19 protein-coding genes and 1 pseudogene are annotated in these 26,826 nt (G+C 39.0%); all 20 read left to right on the forward strand.

What is annotated here, in order from left to right; translation table 11 throughout:
- Positions 1 to 776: AAA family ATPase (locus CV014_RS26745; protein ID WP_236144790.1), on the forward strand; the 776-nt coding region annotated here is incomplete at its 5' end.
- Between the two features lie 505 nt (positions 777 to 1,281).
- Complete coding sequence (hpsE, locus tag CV014_RS26750; RefSeq protein WP_236144791.1) at positions 1,282 to 2,247, forward strand: hormogonium polysaccharide biosynthesis glycosyltransferase HpsE; 966 nt, start codon at positions 1,282 to 1,284, stop codon at positions 2,245 to 2,247.
- Positions 2,248 to 2,315: 68 nt separating this feature from the next.
- Complete coding sequence (locus CV014_RS26755; RefSeq protein ID WP_236144792.1) at positions 2,316 to 3,299, forward strand: glycosyltransferase; 984 nt, start codon at positions 2,316 to 2,318, stop codon at positions 3,297 to 3,299.
- Between the two features lie 211 nt (positions 3,300 to 3,510).
- Entirely contained in the window at positions 3,511 to 4,404 is an 894-nt protein-coding gene (locus CV014_RS26760; protein WP_236144793.1) for a glycosyltransferase, read from the forward strand.
- Between the two features lie 4 nt (positions 4,405 to 4,408).
- Positions 4,409 to 5,566, forward strand: a complete 1,158-nt coding sequence (locus tag CV014_RS26765) for a glycosyltransferase family 4 protein (RefSeq protein WP_236144794.1) — start codon at positions 4,409 to 4,411, stop codon at positions 5,564 to 5,566.
- A gap of 264 nt (positions 5,567 to 5,830) precedes the next feature.
- Positions 5,831 to 7,798, forward strand: a complete 1,968-nt coding sequence (gene htpG, locus CV014_RS26770; protein WP_236144795.1) for a molecular chaperone HtpG — start codon at positions 5,831 to 5,833, stop codon at positions 7,796 to 7,798.
- A 180-nt stretch (positions 7,799 to 7,978) separates the two neighbouring features.
- On the forward strand, positions 7,979 to 8,215 hold the full coding sequence (gene rpmB, locus CV014_RS26775) for a 50S ribosomal protein L28 (RefSeq protein WP_236144796.1): 237 nt from the start codon (positions 7,979 to 7,981) through the stop codon (positions 8,213 to 8,215).
- A 602-nt stretch (positions 8,216 to 8,817) separates the two neighbouring features.
- Positions 8,818 to 13,767, forward strand: coding sequence for a hormogonium polysaccharide biosynthesis protein HpsA (gene hpsA, locus CV014_RS26780; protein WP_236144797.1), 4,950 nt, complete (start codon positions 8,818 to 8,820; stop codon positions 13,765 to 13,767).
- 23 nt (positions 13,768 to 13,790) lie between these two features.
- A complete protein-coding gene (hpsB, locus tag CV014_RS26785) occupies positions 13,791 to 14,489 on the forward strand; it encodes a hormogonium polysaccharide secretion pseudopilin HpsB (RefSeq protein WP_236144798.1) in 699 nt (232 codons plus the stop codon).
- Between the two features lie 40 nt (positions 14,490 to 14,529).
- Complete coding sequence (gene hpsC / locus CV014_RS26790) at positions 14,530 to 15,489, forward strand: hormogonium polysaccharide secretion pseudopilin HpsC (protein WP_236144799.1); 960 nt, start codon at positions 14,530 to 14,532, stop codon at positions 15,487 to 15,489.
- Positions 15,490 to 15,561: 72 nt separating this feature from the next.
- Positions 15,562 to 16,275, forward strand: a complete 714-nt coding sequence (locus CV014_RS26795; protein ID WP_236144800.1) for a pilus assembly FimT family protein — start codon at positions 15,562 to 15,564, stop codon at positions 16,273 to 16,275.
- A gap of 106 nt (positions 16,276 to 16,381) precedes the next feature.
- Positions 16,382 to 17,350, forward strand: coding sequence for a hormogonium polysaccharide biosynthesis glycosyltransferase HpsE (gene hpsE / locus CV014_RS26800; RefSeq protein ID WP_442946950.1), 969 nt, complete (start codon positions 16,382 to 16,384; stop codon positions 17,348 to 17,350).
- 129 nt (positions 17,351 to 17,479) lie between these two features.
- Positions 17,480 to 18,139 carry a pilus assembly FimT family protein gene (locus tag CV014_RS26805; protein WP_236144801.1) on the forward strand — a complete coding sequence of 220 codons (660 nt, stop codon included), beginning with the start codon at positions 17,480 to 17,482 and terminating at the stop codon, positions 18,137 to 18,139.
- Positions 18,140 to 18,207: 68 nt separating this feature from the next.
- A complete protein-coding gene (locus CV014_RS26810; RefSeq protein WP_236144806.1) occupies positions 18,208 to 18,891 on the forward strand; it encodes a TIGR04282 family arsenosugar biosynthesis glycosyltransferase in 684 nt (227 codons plus the stop codon).
- A gap of 227 nt (positions 18,892 to 19,118) precedes the next feature.
- Positions 19,119 to 19,957, forward strand: a pseudogene (gene hpsJ-B, locus CV014_RS26815) (hormogonium polysaccharide biosynthesis protein HpsJ).
- Between the two features lie 123 nt (positions 19,958 to 20,080).
- On the forward strand, positions 20,081 to 20,971 hold the full coding sequence (locus CV014_RS26820) for a glycosyltransferase family 2 protein (RefSeq protein ID WP_236144802.1): 891 nt from the start codon (positions 20,081 to 20,083) through the stop codon (positions 20,969 to 20,971).
- A gap of 555 nt (positions 20,972 to 21,526) precedes the next feature.
- Positions 21,527 to 22,300 carry a DUF502 domain-containing protein gene (locus tag CV014_RS26825; protein WP_236144803.1) on the forward strand — a complete coding sequence of 258 codons (774 nt, stop codon included), beginning with the start codon at positions 21,527 to 21,529 and terminating at the stop codon, positions 22,298 to 22,300.
- Positions 22,301 to 22,413: 113 nt separating this feature from the next.
- Complete coding sequence (nusB, locus tag CV014_RS26830) at positions 22,414 to 23,043, forward strand: transcription antitermination factor NusB (protein ID WP_103138852.1); 630 nt, start codon at positions 22,414 to 22,416, stop codon at positions 23,041 to 23,043.
- A gap of 432 nt (positions 23,044 to 23,475) precedes the next feature.
- Positions 23,476 to 25,041: a signal recognition particle-docking protein FtsY gene (gene ftsY, locus CV014_RS26835; RefSeq protein ID WP_236144807.1), complete on the forward strand. Its 1,566-nt coding sequence runs from the start codon at positions 23,476 to 23,478 to the stop codon at positions 25,039 to 25,041.
- 908 nt (positions 25,042 to 25,949) lie between these two features.
- A partial coding sequence (locus CV014_RS26840; RefSeq protein WP_236144804.1) for a PP2C family protein-serine/threonine phosphatase occupies positions 25,950 to 26,826 on the forward strand: 877 nt, incomplete at its 3' end.

Consider the following 26,826-nt stretch of genomic DNA (forward strand, 5'->3'; position numbering starts at 1 on the left):
GCGCCTTAGCTCAGTTTCTCTTCGATTCTGATGATGCTTTAGTGCGTCTAGATATGTCTGAGTACATGGAAAAACATTCAGTTTCTCGGTTAGTTGGCGCGCCTCCAGGTTACGTAGGCTACGAAGAGGGGGGACAACTGTCAGAAGCCATTCGCCGTCATCCCTATTCAGTCATACTTTTGGATGAAGTCGAGAAAGCCCATCCAGATGTATTCAATATTTTGTTACAGGTGTTAGATGATGGAAGAATTACTGATTCTCAAGGCAGAACAGTAGATTTCCGTAACACTGTGATTGTCATGACTAGTAACATTGGTAGCGAATATATATTAGATGTGTCTGGTGATGATTCCCAGTATGAGATAATGCGAGAAAGAGTCATGGAGGCTTTGCGATCGCACTTCCGCCCTGAATTTCTCAACCGCGTCGATGACAAGATTCTCTTCCACACCCTCAGCCGTCAAGAGATGCAGCACATCATCCGCATTCAACTCAAGCGTGTGGAAAATCTGCTACGAGAGCAAAAAATCTCCTTTGACATCTCCCCAGCTGCTTGTGAGTTCTTAGTCGAACGCGGTTATGATCCAGTCTATGGTGCGCGTCCCCTAAAACGCTCCATTCAGAGAGAAATCGAAAACCCCATTGCCACTAAGTTATTAGAAAATACCTTTATTGCTGGTGACACCATTTACATTGATAAAGGCGAAAATGGGTCAGGGTTGACTTTCAGCAAAAAGCTACCAGTTACAATTTCATCTCCACAACCCACAACATAGTTTTTCAATTTACTAACTAAACCTTAATAATTCTTGTGAAAGGAACACCAAACAATAAATTTTCCTTTCACAACCATTCATTTATGACAATTACCAGCTTGTTTACCACATTTTCACCTATTGATAACACGCTAGCTATCCGGATATTAGGAACTCTTCTACTCTTGAGTTTAAGAGTCTAGTTATAAAGTAAATGTTAATTAGCGTGTCTAACAGCTATGTAAGGATTTGTGCTTGTAGAAAAAATATCTTTAGCCGTAACATACCGTGTGATTATGGTACATTACGCGTTGCTTGAATGCACCATCCAAATTTAATTTTTACTTTATAAGTCCTCTCTCAATTGATAGATATTCTGGAAAATCAGCATTTTTAGTATTTATGTACTAAATCATTTCTGCTAAGAATTGCAAATTTTAGTAAACACTAATTTTTTGTGCAGAGATTGGGAATAATAAACCTACAACTACAAAACATTTCCAGAATCAATTTTGAATTTTTGATTATGTCTATTGACTTTACCGTAGCAATACCTACGTATAATGGTGTCAAACGTTTGCCGAAGGTTTTAGACAGACTATATCATCAAACCTGTTTAGAAAATATCAATTGGGAAATTATTATTGTTGATAACAATAGTAAAGATGGCACAGCCGAACTCGTTAAATTTTACCAAAATAAATGGTCTAATAATTTAACATTACGCTACGCTTTTGAAGCAGAACAAGGATTAGCTTTCGCAAGAGACAAAGCAATTCAAGTGGCAAAAAGTGAATTAGTAGGATTTTTAGATGATGATAATTTACCTGCACATAATTGGGTATATTCAGCATATAAATTTGGCATAGAACATCCCAAAGCAGGAGCATACTCCAGCCAGATTCATGGCTTATTTGAAGTTGAACCATCAGAAAAACTTAAACCAATTATTTTTTATCTTGCTATCAACGAAAGAGGTTCAGAAAGTATGCTATATGAACCTCACAAAAAAGGATTTCCCCCTGGTGCTGGTTTAGTAGTTCGTCGTCAAGTTTGGCAAGATCACGTCCCCAGTCGTCTTTTTTTAGTAGGAAGAATTGGCTCCTCAATGCTAGCAGGTGAAGATGCTGAAGCTATGACTTACATTTATCAAGCTGGTTGGGAGATTTGGTATAATCCTGCGATGGTCATTGACCATATTATTCCCCATTGGCGAATACAAAAAGACTATCTAATTTCCTTAATGAGTGGTATTGGTCTTAGTCGTTGTCATATAAGGATGTTATTACTGAAAAAATGGCAAAGACCTTTATTTTTTCTGATTTATTTAATCAATGATGGCTGTAAACTCCTACTATATTACATTTTTCACTGCACAAGTTTGGAAAATGATCTTGTTGCTGTGTGTGAATTAGAACGACTTACTGCTACCTTTATTAGTCCCTTCTATTTAAGTTGGCTCAAATGGCAAAAGATTATGAAATTATACTGATGATATGATTATCTCCTCATTACTAGACTGAAACTCATTACACTCAGTGCTACTAACATTATAACTTTATGCCGAAAATATCAGTTATTATTCCTGTGTTCAATGGTGAAAAAACTATTAAGGAAACTATTCAATCGGTTTTAAATCAGACTTTGACTGACTTTGAACTGATTATTATCAACGCTAGTTCTACAGATTCTACTTTGGAAAGTATTGCACATTTTCAAGATTCACGTATAAAGGTATTTTCCTACCCTCAAGCCAATGTAGCAGTTAATCGTAATCGCGGTGTTTGTCATGCTGAAGGTGAATTTATCACTTTCATAGATGCAGATGATCTTTGGACAGACGATAAATTAGCAGTTCAGTACGAGACTTTATTAGCATCTCTCACAGCTGATGTAGTTTACAGTTGGACAAAATGTATAGATGAAAAAGGTAAGTTTCTTCGTAACTGTGCTAACGTTCAGCACACAGGAGATGTTTATCAAAAACTCTTGCTAGATGATTTTATTGGTAACGGTTCTAACGTGATGATTCGTCAAAGTGCATTCTTAGATGTTGGTGGATTTGATGATAAATTAAGTAATGCACAAGATACAGATATGTGGCTACGTCTAGCAGCAAAGTATGATTTTACCGTTGTACCAAAAGCACAAGTTCTATATCGAATTTCTCATAACTCTATGTCTTCGGATATTTTAGGACTTGAAAGGTCTAATTTACAAGTTATTCAGCGAGCTTTTGCTGATAAAAAAGCTGAAAATCTACAGCATCTTAAACAACACAGTATAGCTAATCTATATAAATATCTAAGCTATAAAGTTTTAGAAACACCTCCAGGTAAACATAATACTTTACAAGCGATCGCAATTCTCACTACAGCTATTAAGACTGATCCATCTCTTATGTTCAAACCAATCATTTTTAAATCAGTGGTTAAAATTACTACAATGACTTTATTGCCTCCAAAATTAGCCACGATTTTGTTCAATAAATTCACTAAAGTTTTTAATACTAGCACCTTTTTAGGGTATGAAAAAACCTTCTAAAGTATTGAATTATTATTCAATTGAATAACAATATTTCTCTGTCAAATACAACATTTTGCAACTAAATGAGGTACATAGCTAGAGAATTCAATATCGAAGTTCTTCTACCTCCAGCAATACTGCCATCTGCCTCTTCCCTCAAAACTAATTTGCGCCTCATGCACATGAAATACGCTGTAAGTACTAAATAACATGAATCTTTATTATTGATATGAAACCTACAATCTCTGTAATTATTCCTGTCTATAATGGAGAGAAAACAATTCAAGAAACAATTCAGTCTGTCTTAAACCAAACTTTTTCATCAATCGAAATTATAGTCATCAACGATGGCTCAACAGATGCGACATTAAATATTATTGAAAGTATCGATGACCCTCGTTTACGGGTATTTTCTTATCCCAATGCTGGTTTAGCAGCTAGCCGTAATAGAGGTTTGTCTCATCGTGTAGGACAATTTGTATCTTTTCTTGATGCTGATGATCTCTGGACTGCTGATAAACTCTACTCACAATTACAGCTGCTAGAAGAAAATCCAGATGCTGCCGTTGTTTATAGTTGGACTGATTATATTGATAGTGATGGAAGATTTCTTAAAGCAGGTAGACATACTACAGTAATGGGTGATGTTTATCAACATTTACTAATCTGGAATTTTTTAGAAAATGGTTCTAATCCTTTAATTCGATATGACGCAATTCGGATGGTTGGTAATTTTGATGAAACACTCAAAGCTGCTGAAGATTGGGATATGTGGTTAAGACTTGCTGCTTGCTATAAATTTTCAGTTGTGCCAAAGACCCAAATCTTATACCGATTATCATCAAACTCAATGTCCAGTAATATTATAGCGCAAGAAATAGAATCCTTAAAAGTTATTGAACGTGCCTTTTCATCTCAAAAAGCCCTATCTTTACAAGATTTAAAAAATAAAACTTTTGCCTATCTCTACAAATATTTAACTTTTAAATCTTTAGAAAAACCAATGAATTTACATAAACGTTGGACATCATTTAAATTTCTATGTAAATATATTAAATATAATCCATCTGCAATCTTACAAAAGTTAATCCTAATCACACTGTTCAAAATCTTTTTCACTTAACAATATGGTCAAGATTTTACTTACTGGTAATACTCATATCATGCCTTTTAATTCTCCCCGACACTCTAGACATACATTAATTAAAAGTAAAAGCATAAACAAATTAAAAAGAGTTTGGCGTGCTTTTGAAGGACTTTCCCTGTGGAGACCGATAAAAGAAGATTATCAACTAATTCACTCATTTAATGGAATTCCATATACCAATAAACCTTTTATCGTAACTACAGAATCTTTTTTACCACGCACATTAGGATATGGAGGTGATTTACTAAAAAACATATTAAGGGAAAGATTAATTTTAGGAAATTGCCAAAAAATTATAGCTATGTCTAATTATGCTGTATTGAAATTTAGTAGACAAAATAGTAATTGGCATTCCCTCAACACACTATTGAAAAAAGTTAATGTAATTCCCCCTAATATACCCATAAAAGCTTCTCAGCCTAAAAATTATCTCAATGGACAAACATTTCAAATTATTTTTGTAGGAGGACACTTTGCTAGAAAAGGTGGAATCGTGGCCTTAAGAGTAGCCAAAAAAGCAAAAGATAGAGGATTGCCTATTGTAGTAAATATAGTATCTAGATTAGAGTTAGGTTCGACTGTATATACAGATTGTCAAGATGAAAGTAGATATAAGAAGGATATAGAACTATTAGAATTAGATAATGTGGTTTTACATGGTCACATCAAAAATCAAGAAGTATTGCAGTTACTAGAAAAAAGTCATCTCCAAATCCTGACCACGCTAGATGATACTTATGGATTTAGCCTTATTGAAGGTTTTGCAGTTGCAACCCCTGCAATTACGACTAACGTGTGTGCGTTACCAGAGTTTGTACATCATGGGAAAAATGGATACATTCTTGATTTAGAACTTAACCAGTACAGGAATTGGGTTCACATATACCTTGATGAATATCGAGACTGGATTTACCAAGCCCGTAGAACAACGGATGAGTATTGGGAGATTTTAGATACTACTTATGAAAGTCTTGCAGAGCAGGCATTAGAATTAATAGTGAAAATGATAGACAATCCAGATGAGTATGAATCATTAAGTGCAGGCGCTCTTTCACAGGCGATTAATTTCCACAATTCATATAGAACAAATGAATTACTGGATGATCTGTACTCCGAAGTAGTGGGTGAAATAAATTAGCCATCCTGTAGAAAATTATTACGAAATGCAAATGAATTTGACCAAAAACTACCCTAAGTTATAGTTGGTAGGGAAATCCGAATCATATTTGTGCGGCAAATCTTGCTTGAGAAAAGACCTATAGACTGGGTTATACCTTTAAAATCCTAACTTGTATAGCTCCTCACTTGTTCACATCTTGACTCTTTTAGGCAAAAGTGTGGGGTATGTTTGCCTAAATCATTATGCACACACATATTGCAGTTAAAACGAAAACTACCAAATATGCTAGAACAAGGAACAATCAGTATTCATACTGAAAATATTTTCCCGATCATTAAGAAATCTCTATATTCAGACCATCAAATTTTTCTGCGAGAACTAGTATCTAACGCCGTAGACGCAATTCAAAAGCTCAAAATGGTCTCCCGTGCTGGTGAATATGCGGGAGTTGTGGACGAGCCGGAAATTCAAATCGCCATTGATAAAGACAAAAAAACCGTCTCTATTAGCGATAATGGCATTGGGATGACCGTCGAGGAAGTGAAGAAATACATTAACCAAGTGGCTTTCTCCAGTGCGGAAGAATTTATTCACAAATACGAAGGGAAAGCAGACCAACCAATTATCGGTCACTTCGGTTTGGGTTTCTACTCCTCCTTTATGGTGGCGCAGAAAGTAGAAATTGATACCCTCTCTTACAAAGAAGGCGCGCAAGCAGTCCACTGGACTTGTGATGGTTCACCGGAATTTACCCTAGATGAATCTTCCCGGACAACTATTGGGACGACGATAACTCTGACTCTGTTACCAGATGAAGAAGAATATTTAGAAGCAGCACGCATTAAAAACCTGGTCAAGACTTACTGCGACTTTATGCCGGTTCCCATCAAACTCGATGGGGAAGTATTAAATAAACAAAAAGCAGCTTGGCGGGAGTCTACCAATAATCTGACCAAAGAAGATTATTTAGAATTTTACCGTTATTTGTATCCTTTTCAGGAAGAACCCTTACTCTGGGTGCATTTAAATACAGACTACCCCTTCATCATCAATGGGATTTTGTATTTCCCGAAAATGCGTCCTGATGTCGATGTCACTAAAGGACAAATCAAATTATTCTGTAACCAAGTCTTTGTTAGCGATAACTGTGATGAAATTATTCCCCAGTTTCTCATGCCCATGCGGGGTGTAATAGATAGCACAGATATTCCCCTCAACGTATCCCGGAGTGCCTTACAAGGCGATCGCACCGTCCGCAAAATCGGCGATTATATAGCTAAGAAAGTCGGTGATCGACTCAAAGAACTCTACCGCGAAGACCGCGAACAATACATCAGCGCGTGGAAAGACCTCGGTACTTTCGTCAAATTCGGCGTTCTCAACGACGAGAAATTTAAAAAACAAGTCGAAGATATTATCATTTTCCGTAGCACTGCCAAATTTGAGCAATCAACAGCCTCAACACCAGTCGTGGAAGTGCAGACAGAAGAAGGCGACGTTTGGCAAGATGTCAAACCAGCTACCTCTAGTAGTCCCTACACCACCCTAAAAGAATACCTAGAACGCAATAAAGAACGCCACGAAAACCGCGTCTTCTACAGCACCGATGAAGCTACCCAAGCCACCTACATAGAACTACATAAAAACCAAGGTTTGGAAGTCCTGTTTATGGACTCCTTCATCGACACCCACTTTATTAATTTCCTAGAACGGGAATACAACGATGTCAAATTCACACGGGTAGACTCAGATTTAGACGATACTCTCCTAGCTAAAGACAAAGCTGGCGAAATTGTTGACCCCACCACCAATAAAACCAAGAGTGAAGTTATTAAAGAGTTATTTGAAAAATCACTCAACAAACCCAAAGTCAACATTCGCACTGAAGCCTTAAAATCTGACGACCCCCAAGGAACACCACCAGCAATGGTGCTGTTACCTGAAATCCTGCGTCGTTTGCGGGAAATGAACGCTATGATGCAACAACAAAATGCAGAATTTCCCGAAGATCACATTTTATTGGTCAATACTGCTCATCCTCTCATCCAAAACCTAGCTAACCTCAATCAAGGTAGTATCATTCAAGATGATGGACAATCAACAACCAACCCCTTAGTAAACCTCATCTGTCAACACGTTTATGATTTAGCACTGATGTCTCAAAAAGGATTTGACGCTGAAGGCATGAAATATTTTGTCGAGCGTTCTAATGAAGTGCTGACTAAACTGACAGAACAAGCCAGCAAATAAAAGTTTGTAGTAAGGACTTTAGTCCTCCTCATGTTCAGGAATAAAGTCCTTACATAAACATACCAGCCTATTTTTTTGAAAAAATACTCAACATTCTGGCAACTCTCACCCCAATATTCACCCTAGAGCTTCTAAAATAGAAAGGTTGTACTCAAATCTCAATCTGGAGATACATTAACTATGTCTCGTCGTTGCGAACTGACTGGCAAAAAGGCAAACAACGCCTTTGCAGTTTCTCACTCCCACCGTCGCACCAAACGCCTTCAGCAAGCTAATCTACAAATTAAGCGTGTTTGGTGGCCTGGTGGAAACCGTTGGGTAAAACTCAAATTATCTACCAAAGCTATCAAAACCCTAGAGAAAAGGGGAATTGAAGCAATGGCAAAAGAAGCTGGTCTGAACTTAAATCATTACTAATACCAGCTTGCAAAAATTGTGAGGGATATTCAACCTCACAAGTTGCAATTTTGTTAATAACTTGGTAGTTAAATACTTCAAAATGAATCATAATCAATTAAAGTATTAACTGCCAACAATAATAATAAACAGTCAGTTACCGAAAAAATTATCACTTTAAACCTCTTCACTCTGGAGAGGTTTTTAATTTTAAACTTACTTCATATAAGTTTTTATGGAACTGATATGTTTTCTGGAATAGGTGGGTAATATAAGTTTGTTATATTCACGATATCTTTACATAAAGATTAACTAATGCAACACAAAACTCATAAACTGCCGTGAATTTACAGTGTGTTTTTACTGTAACTACTACTGAGTCAACAAATCTAGGAAATCAGTATTTTCCGAATTAAGAAGATAACTTATCCAATGATATAACTTGAACACATCGTCAAATTTTGCGTTGTTACTGATCCTAGTTTTGCCAACACATAAGACTTTTCGGCTCAATATAAAGTTTGCTCACGTCTACTAAAGCAATTTAATAGACATGATTAGTAAGCACCGAAAATAAACAGCATTTTCCCATTATTAGTCAAACACTGAATAGGAAAGTAACTATGTCGTCAAAACGCCAGCTATTTAAAGCGAGAAAAAGGATTTTTCATCAGCTAAGACTGTTGAGTAGAAAAATAGTCTTGCTGATTAAAAAGCATATTATTTGGCTGTTACGAAATTTATTCATAACCCGAAAAAGACGAAATTCTGCTAATGCTGGTTTTGTTTTGCCGACAGTGGTGATGGTAGCTCTAGTTGTAGTGTTACTCACTACTGCTATTTTATTTCGGTCGTTTGAGAGGTCTAAAAATGCTAGCAATGTCAGAGTTAATGAAATCGTTTTAAAAGCGGCCACACCAGCTCTTGATCGCGCAAAGTCAAAATTGGATAAGCTATTTCAAGACCCTAGATTACCACGTTCAACACCATCAGATTTCTCATTGACTCAGGTCATTGATGAAAATATTAACGAATTTACCCTTGGTGATGAGACTCAGTTGAAATTGGTTAAGGATGTTGATGCTGATGGGACTATTGAAGATGATGATACTCTTAAATCAGCTTGGAAATATCCCATTGATACTGATAATGATGGTAAATTTGATAGCTTTACTTTATATGGTATTTATTTTAGAACTCCTAGCAGTACCAGAGCTAGAAGTCCACTAGAAGCAAGAGCGCAACCGATGGATGAGGGTCTTTCTGGTGGTCGATGCTCAAGTAATGTAGCGACTAGTGCAGATTTGGTAGGTAGCCAAGGTTGGTACAAAGTTGGTAGCAAATTGAAAAGAAGTATTTTTGTCTACACCACCAACGTACCTATTACAAATATCACAGGTTTAGATAACACCAAATATGAAACTTTTACAGGGAATAAAGGCTTTGCATCTCTGGAGTATCAGCAAGATCGGGAGCGGATTCCACTGACTAATAATGCAGTCATTTATGAAAACGATTTGGAAATTTCACCCGGAGCGGGGATTAGAATCAATGGGCGTGTTTTTACAAATGGCAATTTGTTAACTAGAAATACAGTTAACTTTTATCAAGTTAGTAGTCCTTATTCTTGTTACTACACTGAGGAAAACAGCAAAATAATTGTTGCTGGCAATGTAGTCAACACCCGCATAAATGAAAGCTCGGATACATCTAGTTCTAATAGCGTAGTAGTAGATTTTTATAAAGACGAAAAACCCTATTCAGGTGGCTCTGGTAATATTAACAACACTACTAAAACTGTTCCTAGCACTGTTTATGGGAACCAAGCAGGTTTTAATGATGCAGCCCACACTCAACGGATTAAACGCTTAGTAGAGGCTGCTAATAGTATAGCTACAACATCTCTGCCTATAGAAGTTCAAGACGGAATTACCTCTGCTCAACAAGCTGATCCTACACTTTCCAGCAGTGATGCGAAAACACAGCAGCTAACGATTTACTTTAAGAAGCGAACGAGGCGCGTTCCGTATACAGAAGTGGGTGTTGGGGGGAATGCGCTAGTCAGAACTTCAAGTCCTACCTATGACTATACATCAACTAGCCCACTTCAAGGAAGTGGTGATGCTCTACGACCAGTAGATGTATGGGTTTTTCCATTTGATCCCAGCAATGGAACAACTGAGACTGGTGGTTATGCAGGGATAGGTGTTTATGGGCAAAGTACCGCTAATAAGATTAATTTACCAGCCACAGATCCAGCAGTTTTGAGAAGCTTGACTACCAGACAAGAACAAAGAATTGGCGATCGCATCTTAGTAGGGAATAATTTACCACAATCCTGGTACGACACTACCAGTAGTAAATTTGTCAGTACAGAGAAAGGACAAAACATTTCTACTAAACAATGGGATAACAACACTACCACTCGTCAGCGATTCACCCAAGCCAACTTACTAGATGATTTGGGTGTAACAGAACGAGATGGCTTTTGGGAAAAGGCCGCTACTCAAGAACCTACAGGGCCTCTGGATGTCGTTGGTGGTTTGCGCGTTGTGACTGGTGCAGGAATTTACTTACCGAGTGACTATAACAAGACAAACAAGACATTTACTAGCACCATCAAGACTGTTTGGCCCGATTCAATGGCCATGGGTGTTACTACCAATAACCAGGGTCTGCCCAGTAACAATACTCCATATCTACAAATGCGGGCTACGGCAGTTTATCACTATCAAGATTCATCCTATGATCCCGATACTCCCAGCACTTATCAAACTCCCATAGCCTGTGTTGCGACCTACTATGACCCCACTAACAGCGATACAGCTCAGAATAGCAGTACGGATTTTGGCGGTAATTCTCTAGCCAGCTTAACAGGAGTATCCACAGTTGATCCTGATAGTCCTGCAAATACCAATAACAAATCTCTGAATGGTGTTGTTTATGCAGCCTCTTCATTAGCAACCACTGATTACACAGCAGTATTGAACTACCAAGCAGAGTTGAAATATCCTAACGGACGTTGGGTAAATAAGCCCCTTAAGGATGCTTTAGCTAATACTGGAAATCTTACCCTTTCCCAGCAATCGGCTATCGATTCTGCAATGTGTGCGTTGAAAATCTTAGATGGTACTATTGGCGCACCCAGTAATACCAATGTTCCACATGGTGCTATTAGGGAAACAACTTTGCTTGATGCTAGACAGGTTAAGGCCGTTGATAAGCCTTACTCTTCCAGTGCTACAAAATATGATTTAGATGTAGAGTTGCGTCAGCCGTTAGAAATTCGTACCACCGTCTTAGATTTAAACTTACTGAGAACAAAATCTAAGACTGGTGGAGAGTTTCTCTTCCCCAATAGTGGGATTATTTATGCTACCCGTGATGATGCTATCCCCGATGTCAGCAGTGCTAGCGACCCCAATGCGGCTACCAATGCAGATATAGATTTAAGTTCCAAAGACTTTAAGCTAGACCCTAATCGCCGACCTAATGGCATCATGTTGATTAATGGTAGTAATTTAAGTCGTACCTCAACCTATAAAGCAGAGGAAAAAGGCTTAATCTTAGCTACCAATCTGCCTGTATATATTAGAGGTAATTTCAATCAACATACTCAACAAGAATTTCTGCAAAATCTAACCAGCAACTGGGATAACTTTTATACCCGTGGTAATAGCACTGCTACTGGGCTTAATCCCAACTTTGCCTGCCGTCAAGGTCAGTTTTCCAGTTGTACCACAGGTGAATCATGGCGACCCGCAACAGTTCTTGCTGATTCTATTACTGTGGTGTCTGGTAATTTCATAACGGGCTATCGTAATGATGGTGACTATGACCTGAATGATAATTACGGTAACTATCCTGTGGGTTTTGACTTTAATGGAGATGGCACTATTAATGCAGCAACAACAGTCACACTGAATGAAACAGCCATTAGATTTGATGCTAATGGTGACGGTGATATGGTCGATACTGCCGTCACCCAGTTAAATGAAACAGTCCTGAAAGCTGATATTAATAGCGACGGTGATATGGCTGACACGGCCGTCAATATTAACGAAAGCAACATCACTGCAACTGTCGCTGCTAGATTAAACGGTTTCTGGGATAACAACTTTGTTACTAGCCGTAGTTTTACAGATAGTGCCTACTCTACCTCTAGAACTGGTGCAGGTAGCTCTTATTTCAACAACTTTGTGACTCCGGTTCAGCGTCGGGCAACATTTGCTGAGTATGTGATGGAAATATGTCGTAAACCAACAGTAACGGCTTGTAAACCTGGCGACTGGGTTGTTGGCTATGACCTTGACAATGATGGCATCTGGGATAGTGGCGAACGAGATATAAAGGCCAATGCACTAATTACTCAGTCGAATAGTGATGATGCTAATGCTTACACCGAAAATCCTGTTTCCCCAAATATAACTCGTTTTGGTGCAGGTACCACTGCTAAGGCTGCAATGTTATCAGAAGACCGGGTTTATCCTCGTCGGGTAGCTTTTTTGAGAGACACAAACAATAACTTGAGATTATTTGATGGTAATCCTGTTCCTATAGGGATTAGCACTACTGGCAAAGTAAACTACTATCCATCTGCATCTTCTAACCAAACGATAGACAGCAAAACGTATAGTCCCTTCAGTACCAGTGTTGCTTCACAAAGACCTCGCACCCAAAGTAACACTTTGTGGTTTAGAACTAGGAACGGAACAGCAAATAATTATGCAGCTAACTACCCTTTATTCATTTTCAACTTGAGTACTTTAACTGGAACTAGAGCTACAGAACAACCCTTGTTAGCACCAGTATTACAAATACAATATCCAACTACTTCACCCAGTGATGTCGCGACACTCACTGATAATGGGGATAATACCAAGAATTCAAGTGGTTGGCTTCAAATTGCTACAGCAACAGAAACAAACGTTGTATTCGCTCAAGGTGATACTTCAAGCCGCCCACCTAGCACTGGGGACAGTGGCGAACTTGGTGGTGGTTTAGAAAACTTTGTACGTTTCTTAGAAAATTGGCAAAGTGTAGATTTAAGAGCGAGCGGCTCTTTTATCCAATTTAAACGCAGTTCATATGCCACAGCACCTTGGCAGGTGTTCGTGCTGAACTACAATGACAGCGACAACTGGGGTTATTCGCCAACAGTAACGGGAGTAACAGGAGCAACAATTTTTGGATATCCACAAGGCTATCGAATCACTAATACACAAGCTAGTGGCGCGTCTGTAGGGCGTACACCTTTTTATCTGCCACCTAACCGTGTTTGGGGTTTTGATGTTGCCCTATTAACTCAGTTACCTGACTTGTTCTCTCAACGCTTTACAGCACCAGCAACCAATGCTCCCAATGAGTTCTATAGAGAAGTACCAAGAGACGATAACTGGGTTAAATCTTTATTGTGTGCGGCTCAAGTTGACAGTACCGGTGGTTATGACAACGCTGCTAGTCAATACAATATTGCTGCTGTTCCGGCTAATCCTACTACCGGTGCTGCTGCTATTCCAGCAGTGAACTACAAATACTCCATTAGCTCTGATCAGCGTCCTAGCTGCCCTTGATATTACCTAACAATTGCTCAGTTATGATTCATCACACACAACAACAAACATCTTTATCTTCAGAATCTGGATTCACCATTATCGAGTCATTGGTAGCTCTTTTAGTAGCTGCACTTTTACTAGCTGCGATCGCACCTGTGTTAGTTATATCAGTAGCAACACGGGTACAAGCCAAACGCATAGAGAGGGGTACAGATGCAGCTAAAAGCTACATTGATGGGGTACGTGTGGGAACCATAGCGGCTCCTGATTCTCCGATTACCAACAGCACAAGCGACTTTGCCATAGCAAGTTACGATCCTCCTAGCCTTACCCCCACTTTAGCTTGTACAGCCAATAGTTACTGCACTCAACCTGCAACTAATTTGTACTGTGTCTCTGTTGATGGTAGTAACTGTACTACTACCAATACCAATAACTTTGTCATTCAGGCGATTCGCTACAACAAAGCCACTGTGACTAGTAGTGGAACAACTAGCAATATTACTGATGCCACAAAGGGTTATCAGTTAGGTGTGCGCGTTTACAGATCCGATGGCTTTGCTAGTGCTGGTGGAAATCTGAAAAAAGCACCCAATAAACAAGCTACCTTTGCAGCAGGACTAGGCGATCGCAAAACGCCGCTAGTAGAAATTACTACAGAAATTACCAAAGGTACAACATTCAGTGATTTGTGTACTCGGCTCAAAAATACTAGCAATACAGCTTCTACTTGTAGCTAGCAGCTAAATATCTACAACTTCCAGGAGAAAATGTAGCATTATGAAACTGTTAACTTGGCTTTTAAGTCATCAGCTAAAAATCTCTAAGATAAAGCAAAAAACAGGTGGATTTACTTTAATTGAATTATTGGTAGGTCTGCTTTTAGCCTTTCTTGTCATCACACCTTTAATGGGATTTATGATCAGTATTATGGAAAATGATCGTAAGGAACAGGCTAAGGTCAATACAGAACAAGACCTGAAAGCAGCACTAGACTACATGGCAAGAGATTTACAGCAAGCAGTATATATATATGATGCAGATGGCATTGCTGCCATTAGAAATCAATTGCCTAAATCAGATAATAAAACACGGTTTTTTCCTGTTTTAGTATTTTGGAAACGACAGTATATTGCAGGTGGATTAGCGGTTAAAAGTGGAAATACCACTGTCGGCAATGATGATACTTTTGTCTACTCTTTAGTTGCTTATTATTTAATTAAAGATGGTGATTCCACTTGGTCAAGTGCTGCTAGAATTGGTAGATTTCAAATTAGTAATGGCTACGGTAGTACGACATCTGACATCGACAGTACCAGAGACCCAGGATTTAAATTATTTAGCTTGCAAGATGAAGGCAGTTTAAAAACCAAAATGAATAGATGGGTGAAAAATAGTAGTGAGTCATATACACAGGACATCCTACCATTGGTAGATTATATTGACCAAACTACTACAGATACTACAAATAACCCTGCACCTAGCTGCCCTACCGGACAACAAATGCTACCACAGTATACTGGTTCGGGAGATGCAGTTGCTACAAATGACGTTAAGAGCCGTGGATTTTATGTTTGTGTAGACTCTACTAATACTGTAGTAGAAGTTAATCTACGTGGTAATGCTCTAGCTCGAATTCAAAATAGTAATATCGACTTTAATAAAAATCTCAGCACTACAGCATATTTTCCTGAAGCGAAAATCAGAGTCAGAGGAATTGGCTATTTATTTACGCAGTAATGTGACCTTAATCTTGAATGAATATTTAGAAAAACTCAACTGACAATCAGGTAAAGCAGCATGGGTAATCTTGTGCCATTAATAAAACATATAATTTTGACAAACTTATGTCTCTCCACAACAAACACTAATTCTCAGTCGGATCTGAAGCAAGATGGCTTCAGCTTAATTGAAATTGTGGTAGTGGTATTAATGATTGGGATTTTGGCTGCGATCGCCGCACCAAATTGGATAGTTTTTTTAAATAGACAAAGAGCTAGTAAAACTAGTGATATTGTTCTAGGTGCTATTCAAGAAGCTCAAAGAGAAGCCAAACGTACCAAACTCAGTTACAGTGTAGGTTTTAGAAATAATAACAACATTCCGCAAGTCGTCGTCTATCCTAAAGGTACGACACCAACTGAGGATGATTGGAAAGTTAGAGGTCAAGATTTAGCAATTTCATCAGGACAAATCGTACTGGGTACAAATCTTACAGGTAATAATCAGACTACTACCACTACATCCATAACCTATGGTTCAACTACAGCACAGACTATTACTTTTGACTATACTGGCGCGTTAGACATTTCAGTCAAGACAAACACTAATGGCATAACGGCTGTACAGCAAAATAATTTAGGTTATAACACAACTACCCAAAAGTATAAAGGTTTAATCATAGCTGTGGCTGTTGCTCAAAGAGGAAATCCCACTCAAGCTAGTAGTATCAGAAGATGCGTCATTGTCAAAACAATCTTGGGGTCTATCAAAACTACAAATGAAAAAGATAGCGATTGTAGCTAAAAACTAATTCATAAGAATTTTAGAATAGATTTACGTACTTTAATGGAATGCCGTCAATGTCAATACAATTTAAAATTGAAATATCTAGTTCGTTTTTTTAACTTAGATGACGATGTATTTTGATTTTACCGTAGCTATTCCGACTTATAACGGTGCAAAGCGGTTACCTGCATTGCTAGAAAGATTAAGTAATCAAACTGACACTCATAATTTATCTTGGGAAGTTATTGTTATTGATAACAATAGCAACGACGACACCGAAAAAGTTGTGAGACTTTACCAAGATAATTGGCCATACCCACATCTTTTAAAATATTTTTTTGAACCTCAACAGGGAGCGGCATACGCCAGAAAAAAAGCTATTCAAGAAGCCAAAAGCGAACTAATAGGTTTTCTTGATGATGATAACTATCCTAATTTAAATTGGGTAATATGTGCTTATAACTTCGCCCAAAAGTATCCCACAGCAGGAGCCTATGGTAGTCAAATTCATCCTGATTGGGAAGTAGAACCACCAGAGAATTTCCAACGTATTTCCGCATTTTTAGCAATTACGGAAAGGGGTAATTTGCCTTTAAAGTATGAGCCATCTAAGAATTTACTTCCTCCTTCTGCTGGGTTAGTCATACGTCGTCAAGCTTGGCTAGATAGTGTTCCTGACAATCCAATTTTGACTGGTAGAGTTACTGGAAATATGCTGACTAGTGAAGATTTGGAAATGTTATCCTATATTCAAAAATCTGGCTGGGAGATTTGGTATAACCCTGAAATGGAAATATTTCATAAAATTCCTAGTACACGCTTAAAAAGAGAATATTTAATTCCATTTTTTAGAGGTATTGGGCTGAGTCGTTCCGTCACTAGAATGGTATCGGTGAAGTCATCGATTAAACCATTCGCTCTGTTAGCTTATTTACTTAACGATACACGCAAGATACTACTACATATACTGAAATATAGATCAAAAGTTACAACTGATTTAGTGACTGCTTGCGAAATGCAACTATTTTTAAGTAGTCTTGTTAGTCCTTTTTATATTTGGACAAAAGTCTTATTCCGTAGAAAAAATATCTAATTACGGAGTAATTTTTAGTGTGGATAATGAGAATTCAAAAATGTAGAATAATCCTATTTCTACTACAAACTATGTATTCAAGTGTGGTTTAATTGTGAATATTTATTACTGATCATAGGTGCAGAGAACTTGAATAAATATTCAGTGCATTTTTGCCTGTATGGATATAAAAAAGTCTGCAATCGCAAAGATTATAGTGGTGGTTTTACTCTCATAGAAATTTTAGTTGCTGTTGTGGTGCTTGGGATAATAACCACTCTGTCCTTGCTGCGTTGGCAAGTGTTTATAGAAACTCGTAACCTGAACGATGCTCAGGAAAAACTTTATTGGGCTATGCGTCAAGCCCAAAGCCAAGCCGTCAAAGAAAAAATCACTACTCAAGTCAGCCTGCGTGAATATAAAGGTGTTGTACAGTGGGCTATTCACTCAGCAGATCCAGATGAATTTCTTGCGGATGATATTGCAAACAACACATCATTGTGGAATAACTTCCACCAAAATGTTCAGATTTATCAGGAAGACAATGAGCGTGGAAAAAAAGAAACTACTTTTCCTAAAAAATCCGCACAACAAGTTTGGCGGGTGTTATTTAATTACCAAGGATGCCCAGTATATAACACTGATGATGAGTGTACTAAAACATCTCTGAGAACATTAGGACAATTAACCTTCTATAGTCAGAAGGTTGTTAAAGTTAAGCGGTGTGTTTACGTTTCTACAATTTTAGGTGCAATCCGAACTGGTAAGGAGAATTCTAGAGCTAATACTAACGGCAAGTATTGCTATTAATTTTCCATAAAAATAGCAGAATTGAAAGTTAAGATGTTCTTATTCATTTTCAATTTAGGGGGTATAGTCTGACATTAATTCATTTAGCAACGCAGCATCTTATTATTTTTACCCGCTATCCAGAACCAGGAAAAACGAAAACGCGATTGATACCAGTGTTGCGTAGTGTTGGTGCTGCTGACTTGCAACGGCAAATGACTGAATACACAATATCTCAGGCAAGAAGGTTGCAAAACGACATATCTATAGAAGTACGCTTTGTGGGTGGTAACTTGCAACTCATGCGAGATTGGTTGGGGTCTGACTTATTATACCAAGCTCAAGGGGAAGGAGATTTGGGAATCAGGATGGCGCGATCGCTAGCTGATGCCTTTGAGAATCATGCCACACAAGTAGTGATAATTGGCACTGACTGCCCAGAAGCTAAGACTCATATTCTCGCTCAAGCCTCTGCACATCTGCAAACTTTCGATTTAGTGTTAGGGCCAGCCATTGACGGCGGCTATTACTTGATTGGTTTACGTCGCTTCATCCCAGAATTATTCATTAACATCAATTGGGGAACTGACCAAGTTTTACAACAAACCATAGATATTGCTAAAAAACTTAACGTCTCGTATATTTACTTACCCACCTTATCTGATATTGACCGTCCAGAAGATTTACAGATATGGGAAAGAGTTCTCAAAACAGAAAGCAAAGATGATTACACGAAACAGAGATCAATAATAGACAAGGCATCATTTGACTAAATTATTCTTACTGAATTAAATGTATTAGTTTATACTAATACTGCAAGGGGATTTGATAGCGACACCCTAGATAACAAGTGTTAGTGTAGTGTAGTTTGAAACAAAATCACGTATATATTCTTCTTTATGTGTGCGAGCAATTCACATGACTAACAGCATTATGGGAACAATACTCAAGTAACTTTAAATAGGATTATCATTTTGACTTGAACAAAATTTGCAAAACTATGGTTAATCGTTTTACTTCTGCGAATGCTGCCATCACCTTAAAAGTGGTGGGGATAATTTTAATTGCGTCCTTTTTGCTGGACTTTTTGGTACTGTTGTTTCCTTTCCAGCCTACGGATCGGATATGGCAAATTAATATCGCAACAGCAATAGTTGATCGGGGTATTGTCCCCTTAGTGGGTGTGGGTGCTTTGTTTACTGGTCAATGGATGCAAGAAGCTAGTGATAGCCCCCAAGGTTTTGACTTGAGATTTCCGGTTTTAGTGCTGTGTAGCATCTTAGGCTTGATGTTTTACTGATTTTTCCCTTACACCTGAATAATGTGCGTCAGGCCAGCACACAAACGGTAAATCAAATTAACCAAGACGCAGCACAAGCCGAAAACCAAGTGAACAATCAGCTATCCCAATTTCAAGCACAATTGAACAATGAGCAAGGTAAAGCTCAGTTAGAGCAATTACGCACTCAAGCTAAAGCTCAGTTTACGGAATTGTTGAATAACGAGCAAAGATATCAAGAAGCACTCAAGAGTCCACAAGTCCCAGCTGCACAAAAAGAACTGCTCAAGAAGTTTAAAGAGAATCCCCAAGAACTGGATAAGTTTATCGCCCAGCAAACAGATCCTAAAGGATTGGCTGATCAAAGATTGATTCAAATTCGCCAACGTAGGGATGACGCGTCTAAACAAGCCAAAGACAACGCTTGGAAATCAGGACTGCGGATTGGGATGAGCAGTTTGCTTTTGTCAATTGGTTACATCATCATTGGTTGGACTGGTTTAAGAGGTATGGGTACTTTGCAAGGTGGTAAACCTAAAGGTAAAGTCCCAGCCCGTTAACTTGTTATTTACCTTGGCAGTATAAGATATCAAACTTGTACAGTTTATACTGCCTTTCTTGAATATTAATCTGATAATCAAAATATACTTGAAATATTAGCAAAATTACTATAATTCTGAACAATGTTTTCTATCTACATACTGACATATAACGAAGAATTAGATATCGCTGCTTGTATTGAGTCAGCAATGCTTTCAGATGATATTATTGTGGTCGATTCATGCAGTAGCGATCGCACTGTCGAAATCGCTAGTCGCTATCCTGTACGCGTCGTACAGCACGCCTTTGAGAGCCACGGCAGACAACGCACTTGGATGTTAGAATCTATACCACCTAAACATGAGTGGGTGTACATTCTCGAAGCTGATGAGCGAATGACACCAGAATTATTTGCTGAATGCGAACAAGCCAAGGAAAATCCAGATTATATAGGTTATTACGTTGCCGAACGGGTAATTTTCTTAAACCAATGGATTCGCCGCAGCACCCAGTATCCGCGCTATCAAATGCGTCTTTTCCGTCATGGGAAAGTTTGGTTTACAGACTATGGTCATACGGAACGAGAAGTGTGTGAAGGTGCAACCAGCTTTTTAAAGGAAACCTATCCCCACTACACCTGTAGCAAAGGTTTGAGCCGTTGGATTGAAAAACATAACCGTTATTCTACGGATGAAGCAAGAGAAACACTGTATCAATTAGAAAATGGAAAAGTAGATTGGCGAGATTTGTTTTTTGGTAAGTCTGAAGTAGAAAGACGACGAGCGTTAAAAGATTTATCTTTGCGCTTACCTGCTAGGCCATTTCTGCGCTTTTTGTATATGTACTTTCTTTTAGGTGGTTGCTTAGATGGACGGGCTGGGTTAGCTTGGTGTACCTTACAGGCTTTTTATGAATATCTCATTTTGCTGAAAGCTTGGGAGATGAAATATATCCCTACTCCTAGTCTTGAAGCACCATCACCTCAGCCTAGTCAACTAGAAGTTAGTTGCACAACTTCCGAAACTGCCAAATAGTTAAGAGATCGAAAATTTTAAAATTTGGATGCGGGATTTGGGATTGATACCCAATTTCAAATTTAAATGCCAGTATCTACGTATCGAATTGCCCAATCGCCAACGCCCTACGCCCAATGACCCTAATCTGTTAAAATTTCTAACATCACATTCTCAGAAAAACTACCTCTACCTTGTTGCCAATGGCTAGGAAGAACTGCGTTAATTACTGTCAATCAATGATTTTTCTAGGTTAGCAGCTTTTAAATAAGCGCGGTAGGATATTTAATATCTCCGATATTTGCAACAATCATTTACACCTAATACAAAGAAAAGTAACAACTTCCACAATCAATTAATTTTGATCTGAGTTGGAATTTGTCTGTATGTACCTTTAACTGGGAGATATTTTATTGCGAATTGCGAATTGCGAATTGCGAATTGCGAATTGGTTTTATTTCCCTGCTAGTCTTACATACAGCCACAACTTCAACTTAACTGTTTGTCGTTATAGATATTAGCTTGCTGTCAAAAATACTACAAGTTAGTTCTTAATCACTAGACAAATCTTCTGGCATGAATACGAATAAAGAAATTTCCACTATTCTAAATAAGGAGAATAGGGGCTTGGGAATTGATCGCTTAAAGCAGGACTTGAAGAATGACTTAATAGCTGGGTTGTTGGTGGTAATTCCGCTAGCGACAACTATTTGGTTGACAATTACTATTGCTAACTGGGTAATAGACTTTCTCACTCAAGTTCCTAAACAACTTAATCCCTTTGACGGATTACACCCGATTTTAGTTAATGTCCTCAATTTGGCGGTGGGTCTAGCTGTACCCTTGCTCAGTATCCTGCTGATTGGGTTGATGGCACGTAATATTGCGGGACGCTGGTTATTAGATTTTGGGGAGCGATTATTACAGGCCATTCCTTTAGCTGGACAGGTATACAAAACCTTGAAACAGCTTTTGGAAACACTGATTAAAGATTCCAATAATAAGTTTCGACGGGTGATTTTAGTAGAATACCCCCGCAAAGGAATGTGGGCGATCGCATTTGTCACTGGCGTAATTGGGAGCGAAATTCAAGCCCAGATGTCTCGCCCTATGTTAAGTATTTTTATTCCCACAACTCCCAACCCGACCACAGGATGGTACGCCGTAGTTCCAGAAGATGAAGTGATCAACCTTTCTATGTCGGTGGAAGACGCGTTTAAAATCATCGTCTCTGGTGGGATTGTTTCCCCTAATACATCCCTACCCCCTCTAGTCATCGCTAAAGAACATAAAGCGGAAAAACCTAACAACGATATCCAAAGACCAATCATCCCCGTTGAAGAAAGCTAAAAAAAATCCGGTAAATGTGTAGCCAAACAGAATATTATGGTTGTCTGGCTCAATCGAATTTTGATAGATTTGTCACTCCCAAATTAAATTAGTACGGAAACACTGAAATTCTTATGCAAGACCGTAAACCTCAACAAATAGCCCGTGAGCTGGCACTTTTAAGCTTGAGCCAGTTACCTGTCAATCCCAAAAAATTGACAGAAGAACACCTTCCTAAACTAGTGTTAGCAACAGTACGCACCTTGAGAGCAGAAGTACAAGATACTTTAGACAACGCCTCTGGGGAATTACAACGTAGTCACGATCGCCTGTTAACCAGTGAAACTCGTGCCTCAGACCTGAATACGGCTAGAACCATGCTCAAAGAGGCAATAGAATATACCCAAACTGCCATTAATCAGTTAGGTGCAGCCCTAGAGTTTCCTGAATTGATTCAACTAGCTAATCAGGATCGGGAAGTGGGTAAATACGCCATCAAACTTGTCCAAACCGTCAGCGAACATCGGACGGTAATTGATGAGCAAATTTCTCTAGCTTTGGTAGATTGGCAAGTGACCCGTTTAGCTCAAATTGATCGGGATATCCTGCGGATTGCTGTAGCAGAAATGCGCTTCCTTAATCTTCCAGATCGAGTGGCTATTAACGAAGCGGTAGAATTAGCAAAACGGTATAGTGGCGACGAAGGACACAGATTTATCAATGGTGTTCTGCGTCGAGTCACAGAGCAGAAACAAACAGCTTAGAAAGGTAAAAGGCAAAAGGTAAAAGGTAAAAGGCAAAATTATCTCGTTTGGGATGTTTGTTTAATTTATGCTTTGCTTAGTGGGAAGAAAAACCTAACCTAATCACCATGATGAGTGGTAAGTTGTGAGTTGGTATTGAGGAACAGCAACAGGTGCGGATAACCCAGAGGTTTTCACACCAAACCTGAGTAAAAAGTTAAATTAAACTCATAGCTTAAGTAGAACGACTTGAAAAAAACAAACTATGTAAAGTAATGTAAAAAATTGCATTTAGTTCGTAGTAAGGACTTTAGTCCTTATGAGAGGACTAAAGTCCTCTCTTCGAGACGCTTGCGCGAACACTACCAACCTTTAATTATTTACACCGTTCTACTTATAACTCATAAACGGTATAGCTCATACCTCACAGAACAACTAACACCGCTAGCTGCAATGGTTTTTAATTGGTTCAATCGTCAAGAAAAAGATTCCCCATCTCCACAACCAGGAGAAACACCTCCAACCCCAGAACCCCAACCAGAGTCAGCCGCAACGTCATCAACAACAGCCGACGCTGCACCAGACTCAACGGCCGACTTGTTGGCGTTTGCTAAAGCCGCTTATAAAAATATTCAAGAAAAGCAAAAGCCTCAAACAGAATCAGCCGATGTTTCTACAGATGCTCTCCCATCTGAAACAGAAACGCCCTCAGCTACAACGGAAGTTACAGAAACTTTCCCAGAAGCGGCTGTATCTACTGAGGAGTCAGCAGAAATAATTGAGGCTACACAAGAATTAGTAGAAGCAGCTACAAGCAGCGAAAGTTCTCTTGAGTCAGAAATTGCTCAAGAAGAAGTACCCGCAGCTCCTTTATCTTTTTTAGAAAGAGCCGCAGCAGAAAGGGAAGCCAAGCAAGAAAGACTAATTGCCAATGCTATTGAAGTACCAGAACCGGAAGTAGTTCCACCAGCCGCAACGACATCTGAAAGCTTAGAAACAATTCCTGGGCTGGATTTCGATGAAGGATTTGTTTGGTCAGCAGAAGTATTAGCCTCACAGGGTAGACGAGCAGAAGATATATCGATTGAAGAAATTACTTGGCTCAAGAAGTTACGGGAAGGATTAGACAAAACCCGTCGCAACATCCTGAATCAACTCAAGGCGATTGTGGGACAAGGGCCACTCAATCAGGCGGCGGTGGCAGAAATTGAGGCTTTATTGCTGCAAGCTGATGTAGGTGTAGAGGCGACTGACCATATTATTAATGCACTCCAGAAGAAACTGCGAGAAGAAGTTACACCACCAGAAGCTGCGATCGCGTACTTAAAAGAAATCCTGCGGGAGATGCTAGAAGCTCCCCTCAAAACTACCCATAAAGTCAGTTTTGCCCCCGAAAAAGATACTCTGAATATTTGGCTAATTACTGGGGTAAATGGTGCGGGTAAAACTACCACTATTGGTAAACTCTCTCACCTCGCGCAAAAATCTGGTTATCGCTGCTTGATTGGTGCGGCAGATACCTTCCGGGCGGCGGCGGTAGAACAGGTAAAAGTTTGGGGTCAAAGGAGTGGTGTAGAAGTCATCGCTAACCCTGGTAAAAATACAGACCCAGCAGCAGTGGTGTTTGATGCGATCGCCGCCGCTCAATCACGTAACACAGAATTACTCTTGGTTGACACCGCAGGCAGACTGCAAAATAAGAAAAACTTAATGGATGAACTCAGCAAAATCCGGCGGATTATCGACAAAAAAGCCCCTGATGCCAAAATTGAGTCTCTCTTAGTTTTAGATGCCACTCTCGGTCAAAATGGACTACGACAAGCAGAAGTTTTTTCCCAAGCTGCTCAACTTAGTGGTGTAGTTTTAACCAAACTTGATGGAACTGCTAAGGGTGGCGTAGCTCTAGCGGTAGTACAACAGCTAGGTTTACCTATCCGCTTTATTGGTGCAGGTGAAGGAATTGAGGATTTACGTCCTTTTTCCAGTTATGAATTTGTTGAAGCCTTATTAAGCGGCTAAGGAAACTGATACATATAGGTAGGGGAATAGGATTTCATAGGTGTAGGTATGATTCCAGTGATGAGTGATGAATGTAAAAGCAACAAAATCATCATAACTTCATCCAACCCTACACCCTTAACCCCCTTTTTTATGGGCAGAATGAAAAATCCAAAAGTAACAATTACTACAAAATCGCTGAAATTATTGTCCTGTGATGGTGCCTGATTTTCAGTAGTCAAAACATAGAAATTAGTAAGCTAGTCGTCATTTAAATTGCATCATTTTCATACTGACAAAAGCTGTAAACCCTCTCCCCTGCTCCCTGCCCCCTGCCCCTCTGCGGCCTCAATGTGCTTTCTTATATGCTTAACAGCTTATTAGCCATGTGAACCCACAACAGCCTCATAACTAGTGAACTCTACACCCAATATTCTTCCTAGAAAAATTAGTGATTACCAAAATTATGTTGACACAAAACAATTTTGTCCTCATCATCTATTATGCTTGTGGTTAATTTGCCAACTTGCGGGTACAATCCTCTAAAAATACGCTTTTTGCAATTTATGTGTTATCAAAATGTATAGTTTTTGTTGCGACAGATCAAGACCCAACAGCATAAGTTCGGAATAACGGTTTCTGAAGATGTATGATTTGCTAATTAAGATATAAAAAATCAACTTTTGCCTTACCAGTAAAAATTATGGTTGGTCTTTATGTAACAATCTTTGCAGAAACATACATTTATTAACATTCCAACTTGAGATATAAATTTTATAACTTAATGTAATACTTGTATGGAGTTATGTCTTACGTCTTTCTACTCTTGCTAAAGGACAAATCTTGACCCAATATGGTTTAGCAATGTCAACGCCAAATTTTAAAAGTCAACTCCAGTCTATTTTTCCAGTGCAATATTAACTGTAACTGTGTCTCAACTGCCGTCTCAACCTACTGAAAGTAATAATAGTGCTACCACAAGTGAGGTCACGCCAGTAGTAGCACTCAAAGAACTCGTGGCCAGGTTGCACCGGGAACAAAATAAAATTCAAGATTTGCTGAGTTCCTTGGGTTTTGCCCTGAGAAGTTTCAATAACTTGAATCAGTTTTTAGAACTGATTCCATTAATGGCAACACGAGTCACAGACGCTGATGGAAGTGCGTTATTTCTTTACAAACCCAATGGGCAAATTAGGCTAGAGCAGCTGCATTGGCAAGATAGTCGCCAGCGTAAGAATATTCGCAAAGCTTTAGAAACAGCTAGTAGTCAAGTTACACTTGCAGCCAATAGCGCGCCCTTAGCCACGGCTACAGGCATATTAGACGCGCAAATGCACCATCACTTGGGGCCGGGTGTACAAATTTTTGGTACAGCGATTTTAGTCAAGCACACAGAAAGGGGATGGCTATACGTACTCAGTCGTGATCCTGAGTATAGCTGGACAGAAACTAGACAAAAATTAGTGCGTCTAGTGGCAGATCAAACAGCAGTAGCCATTGAAAACGACGAATTAGCTGTAGAACTGAGGAAAAAAGAACGTTTAGACCAAGAATTAGAAATTGGTGCGGAGATTCAAAGGCGACTGTTACCGCGTCAATGTCCTGCGATTCCTGGCGCAATTTTAGCCGCGCGCTGTAGACCGGCTAATCGTGTCGGTGGAGATTATTACGATTTTATCCCTACCAGTCAGAGTCAGATTTATCCCCATATCACTAACGGTAGTCACAATAATGGCCGTTGGGGTTTGGTGATTGGGGATGTTATGGGTAAGGGTGTCCCTGCGGGTTTAATTATGACGATGATGC

Origin of the sequence: Nostoc sp. CMAA1605 (assembly GCF_021596505.1) — a bacterium.
Lineage (GTDB): Bacteria > Cyanobacteriota > Cyanobacteriia > Cyanobacteriales > Nostocaceae > Trichormus.

Coding starts and splice junctions, on each gene's coding strand:
- hpsC (WP_236144799.1), top strand. CDS start 14,530: ATGAAACTGTTAACTTGGCTTTTAAGTCATCAGCTAAAAATCTCTAAG.
- CV014_RS26825 (WP_236144803.1), top strand. CDS start 21,527: ATGAATACGAATAAAGAAATTTCCACTATTCTAAATAAGGAGAATAGG.
- CV014_RS26820 (WP_236144802.1), top strand. CDS start 20,081: ATGTTTTCTATCTACATACTGACATATAACGAAGAATTAGATATCGCT.
- rpmB (WP_236144796.1), top strand. CDS start 7,979: ATGTCTCGTCGTTGCGAACTGACTGGCAAAAAGGCAAACAACGCCTTT.
- hpsB (WP_236144798.1), top strand. CDS start 13,791: ATGATTCATCACACACAACAACAAACATCTTTATCTTCAGAATCTGGA.
- hpsE (WP_442946950.1), top strand. CDS start 16,382: ATGACGATGTATTTTGATTTTACCGTAGCTATTCCGACTTATAACGGT.
- CV014_RS26755 (WP_236144792.1), top strand. CDS start 2,316: ATGCCGAAAATATCAGTTATTATTCCTGTGTTCAATGGTGAAAAAACT.
- nusB (WP_103138852.1), top strand. CDS start 22,414: ATGCAAGACCGTAAACCTCAACAAATAGCCCGTGAGCTGGCACTTTTA.
- ftsY (WP_236144807.1), top strand. CDS start 23,476: ATGGTTTTTAATTGGTTCAATCGTCAAGAAAAAGATTCCCCATCTCCA.
- hpsA (WP_236144797.1), top strand. CDS start 8,818: ATGTCGTCAAAACGCCAGCTATTTAAAGCGAGAAAAAGGATTTTTCAT.
- hpsE (WP_236144791.1), top strand. CDS start 1,282: ATGTCTATTGACTTTACCGTAGCAATACCTACGTATAATGGTGTCAAA.
- CV014_RS26765 (WP_236144794.1), top strand. CDS start 4,409: ATGGTCAAGATTTTACTTACTGGTAATACTCATATCATGCCTTTTAAT.
- CV014_RS26760 (WP_236144793.1), top strand. CDS start 3,511: ATGAAACCTACAATCTCTGTAATTATTCCTGTCTATAATGGAGAGAAA.
- htpG (WP_236144795.1), top strand. CDS start 5,831: ATGCTAGAACAAGGAACAATCAGTATTCATACTGAAAATATTTTCCCG.